This is a genomic window from Nostoc sp. WHI, from assembly GCF_015714725.1.
GTDB lineage: Bacteria > Cyanobacteriota > Cyanobacteriia > Cyanobacteriales > Nostocaceae > Nostoc.
Genome location: NZ_WBKM01000220.1, coordinates 1 through 18,734, shown reverse-complemented (window position 1 = coordinate 18,734; position 18,734 = coordinate 1). Strand labels below are relative to the sequence as shown.

Annotated in this window: 14 protein-coding genes, 1 tRNA gene and 1 pseudogene; 14 read left to right on the top strand and 2 right to left on the bottom strand. The window is 42.0% G+C overall.

All coding sequences use genetic code 11. From position 1 onward, the window contains the following. Positions 1–473 precede the first annotated feature (473 nt). From F8S12_RS22130 to F8S12_RS22115, 4 genes are all read left to right on the top strand, one after another. Positions 474–1,712 carry a glycoside hydrolase family 10 protein gene (locus tag F8S12_RS22130; protein WP_196518413.1) on the top strand — a complete coding sequence of 413 codons (1,239 nt, stop codon included), beginning with the start codon at positions 474–476 and terminating at the stop codon, positions 1,710–1,712. Continuing rightward, the gene (locus F8S12_RS22125; protein WP_196518415.1) at positions 1,712–2,281 is read left to right on the top strand and encodes a hypothetical protein; all 570 of its coding nucleotides are present in this window, start codon (positions 1,712–1,714) and stop codon (positions 2,279–2,281) included. Before F8S12_RS22130 ends, F8S12_RS22125 begins: the two co-directional genes overlap by 1 nt. Positions 2,282–2,648: 367 nt before the next feature. Further along, complete coding sequence (locus F8S12_RS22120; protein ID WP_196518412.1) at positions 2,649–4,898, top strand: GAF domain-containing protein; 2,250 nt, start codon at positions 2,649–2,651, stop codon at positions 4,896–4,898. A gap of 63 nt (positions 4,899–4,961) precedes the next feature. Further along, positions 4,962–5,033 (top strand) — tRNA-Lys (locus F8S12_RS22115). A gap of 349 nt (positions 5,034–5,382) precedes the next feature. Here F8S12_RS22115 and F8S12_RS22110 read toward each other — a convergent pair. Continuing rightward, positions 5,383–6,198 (bottom strand): annotated as a pseudogene (locus F8S12_RS22110) (transposase); the annotation flags it as partial. A gap of 161 nt (positions 6,199–6,359) precedes the next feature. Between F8S12_RS22110 and F8S12_RS22105 the strand changes: the two are divergent. Both F8S12_RS22105 and F8S12_RS42040 read left to right on the top strand, forming a co-directional pair. Continuing rightward, a complete protein-coding gene (locus tag F8S12_RS22105; RefSeq protein WP_196518411.1) occupies positions 6,360–6,641 on the top strand; it encodes a hypothetical protein in 282 nt (93 codons plus the stop codon). A gap of 301 nt (positions 6,642–6,942) precedes the next feature. Continuing rightward, positions 6,943–7,113, top strand: coding sequence for a CopG family transcriptional regulator (locus F8S12_RS42040; RefSeq protein ID WP_331001427.1), 171 nt, complete (start codon positions 6,943–6,945; stop codon positions 7,111–7,113). Here F8S12_RS42040 and F8S12_RS22100 read toward each other — a convergent pair. Continuing rightward, positions 7,084–7,845 carry a DinB/UmuC family translesion DNA polymerase gene (locus F8S12_RS22100; protein ID WP_331001426.1) on the bottom strand — a complete coding sequence of 254 codons (762 nt, stop codon included), beginning with the start codon at positions 7,843–7,845 and terminating at the stop codon, positions 7,084–7,086. The genes F8S12_RS42040 and F8S12_RS22100 overlap by 30 nt on opposite strands. Before the next feature lie 227 nt (positions 7,846–8,072). Between F8S12_RS22100 and F8S12_RS22095 the strand changes: the two genes are divergently transcribed. The 8 genes from F8S12_RS22095 (at position 8,073) to F8S12_RS22060 (ending at position 18,701) form a co-directional block, all read left to right on the top strand. Continuing rightward, a complete protein-coding gene (locus F8S12_RS22095) occupies positions 8,073–9,632 on the top strand; it encodes a sensor histidine kinase (protein WP_196518410.1) in 1,560 nt (519 codons plus the stop codon). 6 nt (positions 9,633–9,638) lie between these two features. Further along, positions 9,639–10,307 (top strand): response regulator transcription factor, encoded by a 669-nt coding sequence (locus F8S12_RS22090; RefSeq protein WP_196518409.1) that lies wholly within the window; start codon positions 9,639–9,641, stop codon positions 10,305–10,307. Positions 10,308–10,579: 272 nt separating this feature from the next. After that, the gene (locus F8S12_RS22085; RefSeq protein ID WP_196518408.1) at positions 10,580–11,701 is read left to right on the top strand and encodes a HAMP domain-containing protein; all 1,122 of its coding nucleotides are present in this window, start codon (positions 10,580–10,582) and stop codon (positions 11,699–11,701) included. 227 nt (positions 11,702–11,928) lie between these two features. Next, entirely contained in the window at positions 11,929–13,164 is a 1,236-nt protein-coding gene (locus F8S12_RS22080) for a glycosyltransferase family protein (RefSeq protein ID WP_196518407.1), read from the top strand. A gap of 15 nt (positions 13,165–13,179) precedes the next feature. Then, entirely contained in the window at positions 13,180–14,367 is a 1,188-nt protein-coding gene (locus F8S12_RS22075) for a glycosyltransferase family protein (protein WP_196518406.1), read from the top strand. Positions 14,368–14,465: 98 nt separating this feature from the next. Then, entirely contained in the window at positions 14,466–15,677 is a 1,212-nt protein-coding gene (locus F8S12_RS22070; protein WP_196518405.1) for a glycosyltransferase, read from the top strand. A gap of 115 nt (positions 15,678–15,792) precedes the next feature. Continuing rightward, positions 15,793–16,848, top strand: coding sequence for a glycosyltransferase family 2 protein (locus F8S12_RS22065; RefSeq protein ID WP_196518404.1), 1,056 nt, complete (start codon positions 15,793–15,795; stop codon positions 16,846–16,848). Positions 16,849–16,850: 2 nt separating this feature from the next. Then, positions 16,851–18,701, top strand: a complete 1,851-nt coding sequence (locus tag F8S12_RS22060; RefSeq protein ID WP_196518403.1) for an ABC transporter ATP-binding protein — start codon at positions 16,851–16,853, stop codon at positions 18,699–18,701. Positions 18,702–18,734: the final 33 nt, after the last annotated feature.

The following is an 18,734-nucleotide window of genomic DNA, read 5'->3' as shown; positions in this document are numbered from 1 at the left end:
GAGGCTAGGAACGAGAGTTTAAGGGTGTTCCTCTCGTTCCCTGGTTCTGCCAGGGAATACACTTATAAGAGGCTCTGCCTCAAGTTAGTATAAAAGGCGGAGCCTTATGACTGCATTCCCAGCCGGAGGCTAGGAACGAGAGTTTAAGGGTGTTCCTCTCGTTCCCTGGCTCTGCCAGGGAATGCACTTATAAGAGGCTCTGCCTCAAGTTAGTATAAAAGGCGGGGCCTTATGACTGCATTCCCAGCCGGAGGCTAGGAACGAGAGTTTGAGGGGTGCGCTTAAGGTGGGAAAACTACGCACATTATAGGCTCTTGTATTTCATTGAATTAAAAATAGTGCGAATTGTCAGCTAAGGCACATTTATTAATTTGCATCTTGACATAAAATCATCATTTATTTACATAATCCGGAGGATTACAAGTTTATTTTGTAGTTATATATATTCCGATCGCACTAGGTTAAGCTTACAAATGAATCGGGTTGCTCGCCGTTATTTTTCTTACTTACTGTGTTTGGGATTAGTAGTCACTTTAACAGTTTTTTCCCTCTCTTCACTCCCAGTTTATTCCCAAAAAACAAGTCCTTTAACTACGGAAATTCGCGGCGTTTGGCTGACTAATGTTGCTAGTGGTGTACTCTTTGTCCCTTGGGGTATTAACCGGGCTTTAAATCAATTATCGGCTCTCAACTTTAATACAATTTATCCTGTAGTTTGGAATCGAGGACATACTTTTTATAAGAGTGCTGTAGCTAAAATGACTACAGGCTCAGATACTCAACCTTTGCTCAACTTTATGCACGGTGGACGGGATGTTTTAGCAAAGATAGTCACACTTGCGAAAAATAAAGATTTGAGAGTTATTCCCTGGTTTGAATACGGGTTTATGACGCCGCATTATTCACAATTAGCAAAGCGTTATCCTGACTGGTTGACAATTGGGCAAGAAGGTATAAACTCTATCAAAGAAGTCCCACCGGAAGAAATTGACAATGGTTTAGTGAATAAGCAAGCTTGGTTGAATCCCTTACATCCGCAAGTGCAAGAGTTTATCCAAGCGCTAATTTTGGAAGTAGTCAGGGATTACGATGTCGATGGTATTCAGCTTGATGACCATTTTGGGATGCCTGTACAGTTTGGCTACGATCGCTTCACTATCCAACTTTACCAGCAAGAACATCAAGGTAAAAGTCCCCCTATTAATCCTTTTAACTCAGAATGGATGCGTTGGCGAGCAGATAAAATTACTGATTTCATGGCAGAAATCTATCAAGCTGTGAAGGCGGTTAAACCCAAAGCCAGAATATCTTTGTCTCCTAACTATCAAGCTTTTGCCTACAAATACTATTTGCAAGACTGGGAAAGTTGGGTAAAAAAAGGTTTAGTTGATGAGTTAATTTTACAAGTATATCGAAATGACAAAAACTCTTTTATCGCTCAACTAGAACAACCATCTGTGAAATTGGCTCAAAGTCTAATTCCTGTAGGCATTGGTATCTCAACGGGAACGGTGCGTAATTCTGTGAAAATCGCCCAAATTAAAGAACAGGTTCAAGCAGTGCGCGATCGCAATTTTGACGGTATCTCCTTTTTCTACTGGGAAAGTCTGTGGGGTTACATTGTACCTGAATCACCCCAACAGCGACGCAAAGCTTTTTTTGATATGTTTAATGCTAAAACTGTCAGACTATTACAACCAAATAAACTTTGATACCATTCGTGCCTAGAAATACTAAATTTGGCTTTACATTGCTGTGGACTTTTGCTACATTTTGTGGTTTCTTATTGAGTTTGCTCTTCATTGAAGTTGGCGAAAAGCCGGATGTTGGAGTGGTAGAAGCAGCTATCGGCGGATTTCTAATCGCACTTCCTCAAGGTTGTCTTCTCAAAGAACCTATATTTTGTATCAGGTGGATTTTGTCAAGTCTTTTGGGTTGGAGTATTATCACCGCTATCGGTATTGGTGCTGTGGGTTGGATTATACCTAGTACTCAGATTCTACCTCTGAGAATCCTATCTGGGGCGATTTATGGGGCACTTGGCGGCTTAGGGATTGGATTGGCACAATGGTTGGCAATTCCCCACCCTGTGGCGTGGCGATGGATATTTGTCTCTTCGGCAAGTTGGGCTGTTGCTGTCCCCGTGGGTTCTGCTGTGGGGATGATTTTGCGCCGCTTAACGCAGTTATTCTTAGGCGAAGTCATGGGATTAGCCATCACTTGGCTACTGGTTGGTATCCTCACTGGAATGAATGCTCACAAATTGCGATGCCTGGGGTGATCACTGAACTGTTGAAGTTATGAGTGAAAAAATGCAGAGATTTGCAGATAAAATTGAAAGATTTGTGGATAAAATCTTGGACTGAGTATGGAATTGAGCATCCTTCCCCTCCCCATCCTTGCCCAATAAATGAATAATTATAAAATTAATTTATGTAACTTGATGATCATACTTAAGTATATGCAATAATCTTAAGAAACTGTTAAAAATCAACTTTAGTAAGTTTGCCTTAACCTGTAAATGTATTTACGCCTTGAAACAGCAGGATTTATTAAGCTGACTCCTATTAGCTTTCCTAGATTTCTGATCACAAGTAGAGAAAGATCCAAGTTTCGATGAGAAGGGCTGACAATACTTAGACTCTCGCATGAATGTGAATCCAACTGAATTAATTACAGAATTGACAAAACTATCACCTCCTCAGATTCTCTTCGGTACAGAAGTAGACAAGAAAAGTAGTAGCGAGCAGTTTCTACTGAGCATGTACGATTCTGTGCAAGCATCAATATTTATAGTGGATGTTCTGGATGATGGAGATTTTCAGTATGTGGCACTAAATCCCACTCATGAGCGGTGGATAGGCATTTGCTCAGATGATCTCCGGGGCAAAAAACCAGAGGATATTCTCTCCCCCATTGATGCTGCTACGGTGCGTCAGCATTATGCTGACTGCGTGCTATTTGGCAAAACTATTTCTTACGAACAATGTTTGCAATTCCAGGGAATTCCTACTTGGTGGAGTACGACTCTTACCCCACTACGGGATACAAACTCCAGGATTTATCGATTGATTGGTACTAGTAGCAATATCACTCCTGTTAAGCAAGCAGAACAAGCAGTTGGACTCCAAGCGGAACGGGAGCAACTACTAGAAGCGATCGCCGCACGGATTCACCAATTTGTAGAATTAGAGACAATTCTGCATCAGACAACAATTGAACTGCGGCAATTTTTAAATTGCGATCGCGTGCTGATTTATCGCTTCGAGGCTGATGGTAGTGGAGTAATCATTGCCGAATCAACTTTGGCTGTCAGCGATCCACTATTGGGAAAAAATATCACCGATCCCTGCTTCAGTGGCAAACATCCAGAACACTACGGACGAGGTTGCATTCAAGTTGTCGAAGACATTTATGCAGCCGGGTTGCATCCTTGCCATATAGATTTTCTTGCTTCTTTGCAGATAAGAGCCAATGTAGTCGTGCCGATTTTCCAAGAGCAAGATATGTGGGGGCTGTTAATTGCCCAGCATTGCCACCAACCGCGTCAATGGCAGCAAACAGAAACTGACTTGTTCAAGCAGTTGGCAACTCAAATCGGCATTGCTATCCAACAAGCAGAACTTCGTCAGCAGATCAAGGATCTCAAAGCCAAGTTGGAGTTGCAAAAACAGAAGCACATAAATCAGTTGCAGCAGGTGCGAAAGTTTGAAGCCTTGGTGCGACGCATAATAGAACAAATCCGCGACAGTCTGGATGAAACTCAGGTGTTGCAGACAGTCACCCAGGAATTAGCACAGTTACTGAACCTTGATCGTTGCCAAATTGAACTCTATAGCCCTTGCCAAACTCTAGTTACTATTACTTACGAGTATACCACTAACCTACCTCAGTGTCAGGGACTGACCAGACAGATTGCAGACCGTCTTGAAGTTTATCAGCCACTATTGCAAAAACAAACTTTGCAATTTTTGGAAATTGTGCCTGGATGGCGACCAAATTTGTTGGTTATGTCCCAGATGGCTTGTCCAATTTTCGATACTCAAGGGATTTTGGGAAATATTTGGTTGACAAGACCAACACAAGAGGCTTTTGATGAATTTGAAATTGAGCTAGTGCAGCAGGTAGCAAATAAATGTGCGATCGCCATTCGTCAAGCCCAGCGTTATGAACAAAATAGGGCACAGGTGAAAGAACTAGAAAAACGCGATCGGCTCAAAAATGAATTTCTCAGAACCCTATCCCAAGAACTGCGGACACCAATAACTAGCATCAGCCTCGCAGCCCAAACTCTCGAAAGTGTTCTCACACCGTCAGAAATATCAGATATAGAAATAGTTCCGCAACTCTTACAGATTTTGTATAACGAGTGCGGGCGAGAAAGCAAGTTAATTAACGATCTCCTCACACTCACATCTCTGGAAGCCGAACCCAATCCCCCGACTTTGATTGCTATTGACTTACAAAGTTGGCTTTATCCCATTGTTGAATCTTTTCGAGATATCACTAGCTGCCAACGGCAACATTTAAACTTGATTGTTGCTCATGCACTCCCGCCTTTGGAGACAGATATCACAGATTTAGAGCGGATTATCACCGAACTGCTTAATCATGCCGCCAAATATACCCCAGCAGGCAAATCCATCATAGTTTGTGCTGGTCTTACAGAGAATGCAATAGAGCTTAATATTACCAATTCTGGAATAGAGCTTACCAGCAATGAACTGTCACGAATTTTTGAGCCTTTTTATCACCTTTCCAAACATGATCCTTGGAAACATAGCGGCACTGGATTGGAACTGGCATTAGTGCAGAAAATGGTCAGACATTTAGGCTGTTCAATTTGTGTAAATAGTGCAGCAGGTCAAACCACCTTTACCATCAAATTTCCCCTTTAATTCGTTTTTTGGGCTGCTGTACTGGCAAATCTGTCAGAAGTTTGCTATATTTATTAATTGTGCGGGTGACTAGCTCAATGGCAGAGCAGTAGACTCTTAATCTATTGGTTCTGAGTTCGAATCTCAGGTCACCCACTTTTTAAGTATTTTTGTACATTAACTAATTATTTGTCACTGTTAACAGATTATTGTCAATTTTCACTAATTAATGTCATTGTTAACAGATTAATATCCTCTTTGAGAAATTAATGGCACTTTAGAGAACTAGATGTAACTTTCCTATAATATTATTCCATTTATATCTCACTTTTAGGTGATTGCGATGCTTTAAAGGAAACCGCCTAGAATGCTTTTGCAAGATACCCAAAGTTGGTGATTGCAGCAAGAATCTATAACGTACTGTGCGTTTAATCTCACCTTGTTAGAAAATATTCTTTTGCCCAAAACATTTACGACCAATAGATTAACGGGACTTAAACAAAAATTAAGCCCAAATAAAGCCCAAACTGGCTTTGTAAGCAGCAAATACATCACGGTTGAGGGTCAACCAATCGAAAAATCGATAAGACATAGCCGTTCTAAAGGCTTCTAAGGCTTCAGTAAAGGTGTTCAAAGGTTTGCTTGCCCACCTACGTCTCAAGCCTCCTGTCATCTGATGCCAAAGAATAAAAGTATAGGCACAAAAAATCAAGATAAAATGTCGAAGTAAACTTCTTTTATCTCGGACTTGATATTCTTTCAATCCTAACCACCCCTTGGCTTCCCGATAGAAAACTTCTACCCAATTTCTGGCTCCATAAGTATCAACTATCCATTGCGGTGTGACAATTGATGAGGAAACATTGGTGAGCCAGTGCGGTCTTGGGGTCTCCCCAAGTAGAGCATCTGGCGTGATGAAATAGTCAATATCAGTGGCTTCAGAGAAACTCGCAGCGTTCATGACGATGGCAATATTGCGCTTTCCACTTAGACCCGATATCTCCACTTCTTTAGTTGCTACCCATAAGGTTTTCGGTTTATCTAAATTAAGTTTAATTTCAGTAAAAGCCTCTTGAGATAAAGCTTGTGCTAACTCATCTAATCTAATTCTTTGTTGAATATTATCTATCTCATTAACAATGACTTTGCGATTTTTAGCTAATCCTCCTAAATACTTTAGTTGACGATTTTCTAACTTTAATAAGAAAGATGTGTTGTTGCCATATCCACCATCAACAATGACTATTCCTGGTTGATAACCACGGCTTAATGTTAGGTCTATTAATTTAATTGCTAATTCCGGCTTCTTCTGAAAACTTGTCCAAAATCTTCTTCAAGTCACACTACAGCAGGCTATTCGGCATCGTACTCTGCTCTTGTCTCTAAAAAGCAATCCGCACCCAAACAACTTTCTGGCAAAATGCCTCTGATTCGCTGATAAGTTCCTGTATCCTGGGATATCCCTTGTTTGTGGAGAGCCGAATGATTCCTATAGATATGAAACGACTCATCAAAAAAAACCCTAACCTAGTTCGCAAGAAAACAGAAGTAACCCCACCACCGACTGAACCCATTCAGATGCCTGAGAGCCAAAATATTCCTGAAACAGTAATTGAACCCAATCCACCTGTGTACATTGAAGACTACGTTTCCGAATCCGAATACATTTCTGAACACTATTGCCCCCTACGCTCTGTGGGTAACTCCGGGTGGCAACCGTCTGATGTGTGGCGAGAGTTGAGAGTTGATAATTTATGTGAGTAAATTAAGCTCTGACTGAATAAAAATTAATATATCTATCATGCTAAATTACCTTCAAAAAAGTCATGAAACGCTTACTAGGCAACAAAAATAAACATTATTTACTAGTTTTTTATGGGGTTTAGCACTGATTCGGGCTTTTGAGCTTTATTGTCGAGCCTAGTTATGATATCTAACTAATAATTTGGCATAACAGATACTGAAGAACCGAAATTATTAAACCTTAATGCTCCTAGAAAATTTTCTAGAGGCATTAAGCTTTCGTTAAGTTATAGAGTTAAATATAGTGCTTGAATGAAAGTCTATAAATCTTGCATCAGCTGAAAGTGAAAAGCTTGAAAAATATTGTGCAAGTACAGGTAGACCTGCAACTGATGTGATTCGGGAGTTGATTCGCTCTCTGACAATAACCGAGCTGTCCGCGTCTGAACAGACTACACCTGCGCTAAAATATGATGTCCCCATTCTGAAATAATGGCAATTGAATAGCTTGGGTTTGCTTGGTGTTATCCAGATTGGACAACGAAATGCCCAACAACCTGATGCTCCGATTCTCCAGATCAATCGACTCAAACAGCGCTTTGGCTATCTCAAAAATCGTAGATACTCCACTGATGGGAGCAAGCATTGTCTTACTGCGCGTTAACTGCTGATAATCAGAAAACTTGACTTTCAGAGTTAATGTGCGGCCTCGCGTTTCGTGTTGCTCTAAGCGTTGCTCACAAGAAAGGGCTATCTGTTCAAGTTCTTGCAACACCTGGCTGATATCGCTTAAGTCTTGTGCAAACGAGGTTTCTGCACCAATGGACTTACGAACCCGATTTGCTTCAACTGGTCGATCATCTTCTGCTTTGGCAATCTTGTAGTAATAATGACCAGTTTTACCAAAGTGGTGTGTTAACTCAGTCAGCGATCGCCCCTTCAAATCTGCGCCAGTATGAATGCCGAGCGAATGCATCTTCGCCGCCGTCACCTCTCCAATGCCGTGAAACTTTTCAATCGCTAGCTGTTCTACAAAAGCGATCGCATCCTCCGGTAAAATCACCGTTAGCCCATTGGGTTTATTCTGGCCTGATGCCATTTTTGCAAGAAACTTGTTAATCGACACGCCTGCGGTTGCCGTCAACTGAGTTTTCCTTGCCAATATTTTGAACAATTCTGCTATACTTTTTACCTGTTTACTTTTTAATAAAAATAACGCTTGCACTCTTTATTTTCCTGATGCTGTTTTTTGCTCACTCAGCATTTTATACAATTCTTCTTCTGATTCTTTTATCTTTAATTTCATACACCCTGGCTACCCTGTTCGTTTTTTACTTATTCTTTTCGGCATATCATACTTTCCGTGAATTGGTATCACACCCCAATCTGGAAGTTTCGGAGTAACAAACTTACAGAGTTACAGATTCAGTTCTAGGAGGTTAAGACAGATAGATGGTATCTCGGCTCAATCAATACCGGATTAAAATACCGAAGCTGTTTTCAGGTCGGCAACAAGTATTTGGAGAAGCACGCACCCGGATTTTGCTCTGGTACTTGCTGATTTTGGCGATCACATTTATCATCGCCATTCCCGCATTTCGCTATAAACTCTACCAGCGCATTGATGAGCGGGTTCGTAAGGATATGGTAGAAGATATAGCGGCTTTTAGTGCGTTAATTAAAGGTGAAACCTTTGCCCTAGATGATGCGCTGACTGAGGACGATCCAGAAGACATAATGATTGGTCCAAAGCAGCTAAAATGGTTGCTGTCCGGCAAAAAACAAATCGCTCCTCCCGCTTCCAAAGAAGATTTGATCAGACTTTTCAGAGCTTATCTGTTATATCGACTACCAGAGGATGACTCTTATTTCATCACATTTGTGGACGGTGAATTTTATAAATCTAGCCCCAGAGCGCGTCCTAAACCACTTGCCAAAGAGTCACCACTCATGGAACGGTGGGCAAAACAAACTCAACCAGAACAGGGAGAAAAAGAATTTTCCGACCTCGATCTTAGTAAGATCCTCTACATGGTGGAACCGATTAAAATTAATGGACAAACGCAGGGTGTCTTCGTTGTTGCCCATAGTGCAGCTGGTGAGCGGGCAGAAGCTCTAGAAGCAGTTTCCGTAATTATTGAGGTTTCCAGTTTAGTGTTTGTGGTGTCCTTCATCCTGGCATGGTTAGCGGCGGGACGGGTACTAGCTCCCCTAAGGACAATTACTGCTACTGCTCATGTAATTAGTGAGTCAGATTTAACCCAACGCTTACCTGCGCGAGGTAAGGGAGAACTGGCAGAATTGGCAAAGACATTCAACGAAATGATGGACAGACTAGAGGCAGCTTTTGCCACACAGCAGGAATTTGTTAACGATGCTGGGCATGAATTGCGAACTCCCATTACCATCGTTCGCGGACATCTGGAACTGATGGGAGATGACCCCCAAGAGCAACAGGAAACCTTGGCGCTGGTCATGGGAGAACTAGACAGGATGAGCCGTTTGGTGGATGACATGATTTTGTTGGCGAAGGCAGAACGCTTAGATTTTTTGCAGTTGGCGACGGTGAATGTAGCAGACTTAACCCAAGAGTTATTTGTAAAAACTCAAGCACTAGCAGAGCGGGATTGGGAAATAGATGCGATCGCAAGGGGTCAGATTATAGTTGACCGCCAAAGAATTACTGAGGCTGTGATTAATCTGGCGCAGAATGCGACTCAGCATACTGTAAAGAGTGATACTATCTCCATAGGTTGTGCGATCGCTAAAGGAAAGGTGCGTTTCTGGGTACGCGATACAGGCGAAGGCATTCCCGTTGTTGATCAAAAACGGATTTTTGAACGTTTTGCTCGAACTTCTAACAGTCGTCGTCGCTCTGAGGGTGCGGGATTGGGACTGTCAATTGTCCGAGCGATCGCAGAAGCCCACGGTGGACAAGTGTTACTCCGAAGTCAACTAGGAAAAGGTTCGATGTTTACTATCGTTTTACCCCTCGATCTCCCTAAGAAATAAGTGCTTATGGCCAATATTCTGATCGCTGAAGATGAACCTCGCATTGCCTCATTTATTGAGAAAGGATTGCGATCGCAAGGTTTTACAACAACAACTGTTACCGATGGGTTGTATGTGCTAGATATAGCACATAGTGGAAGTTTTGACTTACTAATTTTGGATTTGGGATTACCTGGAAAAGATGGCTTTCAGGTACTTGAAGAACTGCGGGGACAGGGAGAAGATTTACCTGTAATTATCCTCTCGGCTCGGAGTGATATTCACGATAAAGTAGCTGGATTAGAAGGGGGCGCAGATGATTATGTCACCAAACCCTTCCGATTTGAAGAACTTCTAGCGCGGGTAAAGTTGCGTTTGCGAAGTGCTAGACCTGCGAGAGATGCCCAAGAAATTCTCCTCAAAGCGGGTAATGTGGTGCTTGATTTACGAACTCGACAGGTAAAAGTAGGCGATCACTTTGTAGAATTACCTGCTCGTGAATTTACAATGGCAGAAATGTTTTGCCGTCATCCCGGACAAGTTATAAGTCGAGAACAACTGCTAGATTACGTTTGGGGCTACGACTATAATCCAGGTTCTAATATTGTCGATGTATATGTCGGTTATCTCCGCAAGAAACTAGGCAGCAACCTTATTGAAACCGTTAGAGGGATAGGTTATCGCTTGCGAACCTGAGAACTTTCTCGGTCTATGGTGGTGTACACAAATCGAATTACCCCATTTCCCAAACTTATATATTCCATACATTACTCTCCTTCTGGCTCGGAATATTAAAAGAAATTTTTAGACAGGGAGAGACACTAACAATTATCATCATCACAGATCGTAAAAACTATCTCAAAAGAGTGATGGCATTCAAAAAATGGAGCAGATGACTATATTACTAAGCCATTTCGCTTCAGTGACTTGCTGGAACGAATTCAAATCCATCTAAGTCGTGGTTGAGTATGAAACAGCACAGTAAGTTCGATAAACTGACTTCTAAGCAATCAAATAACCGCTTGCAACTATCAAATAACCTCATTGCACACACAAGTATTTCTAGACATTGGTTTAGTTATTTGAAGGTTGGTCAAAAGATTGGTATTGGATATGCGCTGCTTGTGAGCATCGCCGTGCTGGGAACTACTATGGGTTTTGTAATTGCAGATTATTACAAACAGAAGGCACAAAAACGGGAAGAAGCAGCATTTGAAGAGTTATATCAAGCGTCTCAACTAAAAACAAGTGTGTTTTATGTTCGCACCACTCAACATCAACTGATTCTCTACATGGATCGACCAAAACTGTGGAACAAAAATTACACTCAATTACTTGACCATGTTGCCGAAACCCGACAATTTTGGTCTGAATTAACAGCAAACTACACCATTAACAGACCCAATTATAATTCTAGAATTGAGCAGAAAGCAGTTTACCCCTTGTTGCATAATTATAAAGGTTTTAGTGCTTATTTACAGCGAACAGAAGCTTTTTTTAAAGAGAATAATCCCAATAATTTATCAGCGAGCAAGATTAAGGCAGCACAAACTGAATTATTTAATTTTATGCATGGCTCGTCGGTTTTTTTAATGGATGACTTTCTCAATGACATCACTAACTTTGTGAAAGTTACAGCCGAGGAGTATCAGCAAGCAAAACTGGAACTACAAACGGCGGAAAAATTACGCTCGTATATTATCGTTGGTAGCCTATTACTATCAATTGCGATCGCCACATTAATAGCAATTTACACCAGTCGCGCCATTGCCCGTCCCATTCAAGCAGTCACTCATATTGCCCAACAGGTTACAGAAGAATCTAATTTCGATTTACAAGCACCCGTCACGACTAATGATGAAGTTGGCATATTAGCGACTTCTCTCAATCGTCTTATCCAGGAAGTTCAGCAACTCATCAAAGCCCAAAAGGATGCTAATGAACAGCTAGAAGTATACAACCAGGTGCTAGAAAAGAAAGTGCGCGAACGGACGCGGGAGTTAGATGAGAAAAATCAACGTTTAGAATTGGCATTAGCGGAACTGCGTTACACCCAAGCACAAATCGTGGAAAATAAGCAGAGGGAGTAGAAGGGGAAAGGGGCGCAGGGGGAGAAAAAGTCGTAGTGAAGTCCAGAAATTGGATAATTTATTACTTTATTATTGCCGAACAGTATTGGTATAACTCCTGAATTCTGTTTTCATAAAAATATCATGAGAATTTTCTCATCTAACTTTCATAAAAGATTCATGGAAGATTGGGAAGGTACTTAATTAGTACGGCATCAATTCACTGAATAACTGAGGGACATTTAGCCATGAGACTTATGGTATATTCCCACGATGGCTTCGGTCTCGGTAATATTCGCAGAATGCTGGCAATCTGCACTCACTTACTTGATTCGATTCCAGAACTTTCTATTTTGGTCGTTTCTGGTTCGCCGATGCTGCACAGCTTTCGTCTCCCGAAAAGACTCGATTACATTAAACTACCCTGTTTAAATCGAGGAGCATCGGGTGAAATGTCTGCGAAATATCTGGGGACAGAAATCGATGAGACAGTGAAATTACGCTCAGAGTTAATTTTATCTGCGATCGCTAATTTTAAACCCGATATATTTCTAGTAGATAAAAAGCCCTATGGTATCCGTAATGAATTAAAAGCTGCTGTCGAATATCTCAAAGCAAAATTGCCGGAAACTCCCCTAATTCTCTTGCTGCGTGACATTTTGGATCATCCAGATGTGACAATCCCAGAATGGCAAAAGTATGGTTACTACGAAGCAATCGAGAAATTTTACAAATCCGTGCTTGTGGTTGGGACTCCAGAAATTTTCGACATCCGCCAAGAATATCAACTACCGCCAATGATTGCCCAGAAGGTGCAGTTTTGTGGTTATATCCGCACAGAACTAGGGCGTAAAAGTCCAAATCTCATCCGTAGTGAGTTACGATTAAGCCCAGAAGAACAACTCATTTTAGTTACGCCGGGTGGTGGCGAAGATGGTTACACCTTAATTGACACCTATTTATCGAGTTTGGCATTGCTACCTGCTTCCTATAAACTACGAAGTTTAATTATATGTGGCCCGGAAATGCCCGCCAAAGATAAAGCAGCATTAGAACAGAAAGCAGCTGCATATCCCCAGGTGCAGATGAGCGATTTTACCGATGATTTGATGAGTTACATCGCCGCCGCAGATACCGTAGTCGCAATGGGAGGCTACAACACAACTTGCGAGATTCTCTCAGTGGGTAAGCCAGCAGTAGTAGTACCCAGAATCAAGCCATCACAAGAACAGTCCATTCGTGCAGAACACTTGGCAAAGTTGGGGGTTTTAGCGGCTATTCATCCAAACGATCTGACTCCAGATATATTACTGCGATCGCTGTTACAACAACTCGATACTCCACAGATTTCCCGAACAGCAATTAATCTGAATGGATTGCCCAAAATTAGCCAATATATCTCCACCTTACTAGCAAAAAAAAAGGTCGTGATTCCATTTTGCTATCAGTTCCCGGAATTAGCGATGATTGCCAAAATTGTTTAAATAGGTAAAGTTATCATGAAACGTCTTATGTTCTACTGCCAACATATTTTAGGCATGGGGCATCTAGTTCGCAGCATGGAAATTGTGCGCGGTTTGACCCAAGAGTTCCAAATTTGTTTTATTAATGGCGGTGAAATTATTAAAGAATTTGAAATTCCTGCTGGTGTTGAAGTCATCAATCTACCTGCAATTAAAACCGACACAGAATTTGAAGAATTGCAAGTAGTAGATAGTGGCTTTAGCCTCACCGAAGTTAAGGAAATCAGAACATATCGACTTCTAGAAATATTTAACCAGTTCCAGCCTGATATTTTAATAATTGAGTTATTCCCTTTTGGTAGAAGACGCTTTTCTTTTGAATTAATTCCTTTACTAGAAATAGCAAAATCAGATGGAAGTTCGACAAAAGTCGTTTCTAGTTTGCGAGATATTGTAGTTACAAAACAACATAAGCAGGTAAAACATGAAGAGAAAGTTTGCAATTTAATCAACGAATATTTTCATATGCTGCTGGTTCACGGCGACCCGAAATTTGTCCCATTGGAAGAAACCTTTTCTAGAGTCAACGACCTTAAATGTGAAGTGTATTACACCGGGTATGTAGTCCAACAACCACCGATAAATCCTGTACTGACTGATGAAGATAGAGAAATTGTCAACTCAGACAAACCCCTAATTTTAGTCAGCGTAGGAGGTGGCAGATTTGGTCATGAGTTGCTTGAATGTGTAGTGAAAACAGCCCCTTTATTGGAGAAAAAACTGCCGCACAATATCCAGATTTTCACTGGCCCTTTTATGCCAGAGTCAAAACTTCATGAACTGCAAACAATGGCAGGAGATAGCAATAATATTCGCATTCGACGCTATACTCCTTACTTGCTAACTTACATGCAAAAAGCAGACCTTTCGATAAATATGTCTGGCTATAACACCACAATGAATGTTTTAACCACAGGTGTAAGAGCCATGATTCTTCCCTTCACAGGCAACCAAGATCGTGAACAAACCATTAGAGCCGAAAAATTAAGCGACTTAGGAATCATCAAACTTATTAACCCTAATGACTTGCAACCCGATTACTTTGCTGAACAAATCATCAACTACCTCAAAGAACAACCCAATAAAATTAGCTTTGATTTCGCCGGAGTTGAAAAAACTACAACCCTCTTAAAAACTCTACTAGTCAAACAAAAAGTTGCTTAATACAGCATTTCCTAAACAAACTCCGCGTTCCTCTGCGCTTCCCATTGCGCTCCTTTGCGTTTAAATCTAAACCTTCATAAACACAAAAAAATAAAATCATGGATAAAACAAAAATTTGCATCACCACACTTGAATATCCGCCCGATATTGGCGGCGTAGGTGAATCAGTACATAGAATTTCCCAGATGCTAATTAATAGCGGCTATGAAGTTCACGTTGCAGTTTTTCGCTCCAAACAACGCCTAGTTTCTGATGAAACTCGCAGACGAACAAGTTGCACAACAACGCTTCAAGATGGTATATTTGTGCATCGCATCAAATCAGCCGTTCGCAACCACACCACAGAAATTCAAGACTTTTTTAGCGACGTTTACTTTCAACTCAAATGCTTACATCAAAAGCATAATTTTCACTTGTTTCACGCTTTTTTTATGAATGAAACAGGTTATGTAACGACGCTTTTAGCCAGGGAAAACGATATTCCGGTAATCAATAGCGTTCGCGGTAGCGATTTGCACAAACATATTTTTAATCCTAAGAATCATGCTCAAATAGCATGGATTTTAGAGAATTCTGCTTGGGTGACATTTGTCAGCCGTGAATTGCTCAAAAGAGCTAGTGTTATTACTCCAAGCGTGAAGTTAAAATCATCAGCTTTCTGGAATTCTATTGCACCTATCAATTTTGAGCAATTCCCCACCCCGTCTTTAGTTAAAGAATTACCAGGTATCATTATCGGCTCATCGGGTAGGTTCCGAGACAAGAAAGGAATTGAATTTCTCCTCGATGCTTGCGCCGAATTGGGTAAAGAGTTAGATTTAACACTTTTGTTAATAGGTGATTTTGTTGAGAAAGAACGAGAATATTGGCAGCAACAAATTCAGCAAAGTGAAATTGGTCATCGCCTCCGCATTACTGGAATTACCAGCCGTCAAGAAGCTTTAGCTTATCTGCCTCACCTAGATATTTTTGCAATTCCTTCACTGCATGATGGTTGTCCCAATACGCTCCTAGAAGCAATGCTAGCAAGTCGAGCAATAATTGGGACTCGTGTAGATGCGATCGCTGAAATTATAGAAGATGACGTAGACGGTTTGCTAGTAAACCCCGGCAGTACAGAAGAATTAACTGCTGCACTGCGATATTTGGCAACTCAACCAGAACTGCGGCAAAAGTTGGGCGCAGGAGCCAAGACAAAAGTAACTCAACAGCTTGCCCTATCAGTAGAATATCAAAACTGGATGAATGTTTACCAACGAGCATTAGGGACATCTGATGCAGTTTTGTTAGGGGAAATATCCCTCGTGTAGAAAACATCACAACTCTCTTTTTCTCTCTGTGGTTCTCTGCGCCTCTGCGGTTAAATAAATAATTAACCGCAGAGAGAAAAGAAGAATTCATTTTGTAAAAACAGCATTTGAAACTATGAATAAACCACAAATCACCATAATTGTTTCGCAGCGTGAGCGATTCAGTTATACCCGCGAATCACTGGAAAGCATTTACCAACACACTCAACTACCTTTCTCTTTAATTTATGTAGATGCCGGTTCACCTCGCCACATCCAGCGCTACCTCCAAGAACAAGCCCATGAAAAAGGATTCCAATTAATCCGCACAGAACACTACCTTTCACCTAACCAAGCCCGTAACCTTGGTTTACAACAAGTTGATAGCGAGTATTTAGTCTTTATTGACAACGATGTAATTGTCAGTCCAGGTTGGCTAAACTCTTTACTCGAATGTGCCAAAGAAACAAAAGCAACTGTAGTCTGTCCGCTAACTTGTATTGGTAAACCTTTGGGAGAAACAGTACATCTGGCGGGTGGCGAAGCTCATATACTTGTGGAGTCACAAGAGACTCAAGTCAAGCGACGGGTGCATGAAAAACATTACTTTGTAAATCGGAAAGTTGCTGAGGTACGCGAGAAACTTCATCGCCAGCAATGCGAGTTTGCTGAGTTTCACTGTATGTTAGTTCGCACTGAGATTTTTGAGCGAATTGGGTTGTTAGACGAAGGATTCTTGAGTACGCGGGAACACATCGATTTTTGTCTGACAGTGGCTGAGGCAGGAGGTACTTTTTACTGTGAACCTGCTTCGGTAGTTACCTATGTACCAGGATTAAAGTTTGAATTGCCAGAACTAGCATTCTTTATGCTGCGCTGGAGTGATGCTTGGGAAATTGCCAGTTTAGAACACTTCGCTCAAAAGTGGCATTTGACAATGAATGATAAGTATTTCAAGAAACGCTATAAGCGGATGGGGCATCGTCGCCATCAGGGATTTTTGAAGCCGTTGCTAAGTCGTCTCACCTTTGGGCAGAATCCCCTGTGGTTGGAGAAAATAGCGATCGCTCTCGAAAGAAAATTAAATCACTATATTAGCGGCCGTTATACTCAAAGCCAAGCTACAGCCAACACAACCAAACCCTTCCCCAAGTTAGCCTCTCTCGTTCAATCCCTGAATGGAGATAAGTAATAATGGCGGCTAGAGATCCCAAAAGTCTAAGGGCTGCTTTACCTGGAATTGTGCGGATTTTGCGCCGATTTTCACCTCAGTTAAACAAACAAAAGACACTACTGATTGTCTCTTTTGTGGCACTGATGGCTGAGATTTTCTTGCACCTGCTGGAACCCTGGCCGCTAAAGTTCATTTTTGACTACATCCTCGTACCTGGTTTTCGATCCCAGTCTTTGGGAATTCCTCTACTTTCAGGACTAAGCCCGTTTGCCCTATTAACAGCCCTGACATTGGGGTTAGTAGCGATCGCTTTACTTCGCGCTACTGCTGCTTACTTTAGTGTAGTGGGCATGGCGCTGGCTGCTAGTAATGTGTTGACTGAGATTCGTTCTGACCTTTATAGTCATCTGCAAAGTCTCTCTTTATCATTTCACCACAAAGCCAAGACGGGCGACTTAATTACCCGCGTTACCTCCGATATCGAACGACTGCGGGAGGTGACGGTGATGGCAGTGTTACCCTTAATTGCCCATTCTCTCACCCTAGTCGGCATGATTTTTATCATGTTCTGGCTGAATTGGGAACTAGCGCTGATTGCTCTAGCCGTGTTTCCCTTATTTATTTTCTTCACCATCCGCTTGACAAAACGCATTCGGCAAGTAGTGCGATCGCAACGTCAACGCGAAGGGGCAATGGCGGCAACGGCGGCGGAATCCATCGGGGCAATCAAAGTTGTTCAAGCCCTCTCCCTACAAAATATGCTGGAAAATACTTTTTCCAGCCATAATCGCCAAAGTTTAAAAGAAAGTGCCAAAGCCCAAAAACTGGCAGCCGGTTTAGAGCGGATGGTAGAACTGCTGGTAGGCATTGCCACTGCCTTAGTATTATGGCGGGGTGTGCAGCTGGTATTGAGCCAGGCGATTACACCTGGGGATTTGCTCGTATTTGTCAACTATCTGAGGATTGCTTTTAAACCAATGCGGCAACTTGCCAAATACACCGGGCAAATCGCTAAAGCTACCGCTTCCGGTGAGCGTATCCTCGATGTGCTGGACACCGTACCTGATATCCACGATTCGCGGGGAGCAATGGATGCACCGCCTTTGTTGGGAGGTGTCCGCTTTGAAAATGTCAGCTTTGGCTACGAACCGACCAAGAGAATCTTACACAAGATTAGTTTTGAGGTGCAGCCCGGCCAACACGTCGCTTTGGTGGGGCCGTCCGGTGGCGGTAAGTCCACTCTGGTAAGTTTGTTGTTGCGACTGTATGACCCATTAGAAGGGCGGATTTTAGTTGATGGTCACGACCTGCGCCAGTACAAAGTGCAATCTATCCGCCAGCAATTTAGCGTGGTGTTACAAGATACTATTTTGTTTGCAGCTAGCGTCAAAGATAATATTGCCTACGGCTGTTTAGGGGCTTCAGACCAAGCAATTGAACAAGCTGCGCGTTTGGCAAATGCCCACGATTTCATCATGGCGTTACCCGAAGGCTACGAGACTATTTTGGGCGAAAGAGGGGCGACAATTTCGGGAGGGCAACGGCAAAGAATTTCCATTGCTCGTGCTGCCATTCGTCAAGCTGCGATCACAATTTTGGATGAGCCTACCACTGGCTTAGACAACGAAAACGAACACGCCGTCAACGAAGCAATGGATCGCTTGACTCAGAAATGCACCACTTTTATAGTTTCTCATAATCTTAGAGCCGTTGAACAAGCCGATTTAATTTTTTACATCGAAGACGGACAGATTTTAGAGCAAGGTACCCATAAAGAATTGCTGCGCTTAGGTGGACATTACAGCGCAATGTATGCCTTGAAATCTGCGGTAAATTCCCGTGAGGATGATGTGTATGCAGTTGAAATTTAATCAGAAGGGAGTGGGGAGTGGGGAGTGGGGAAT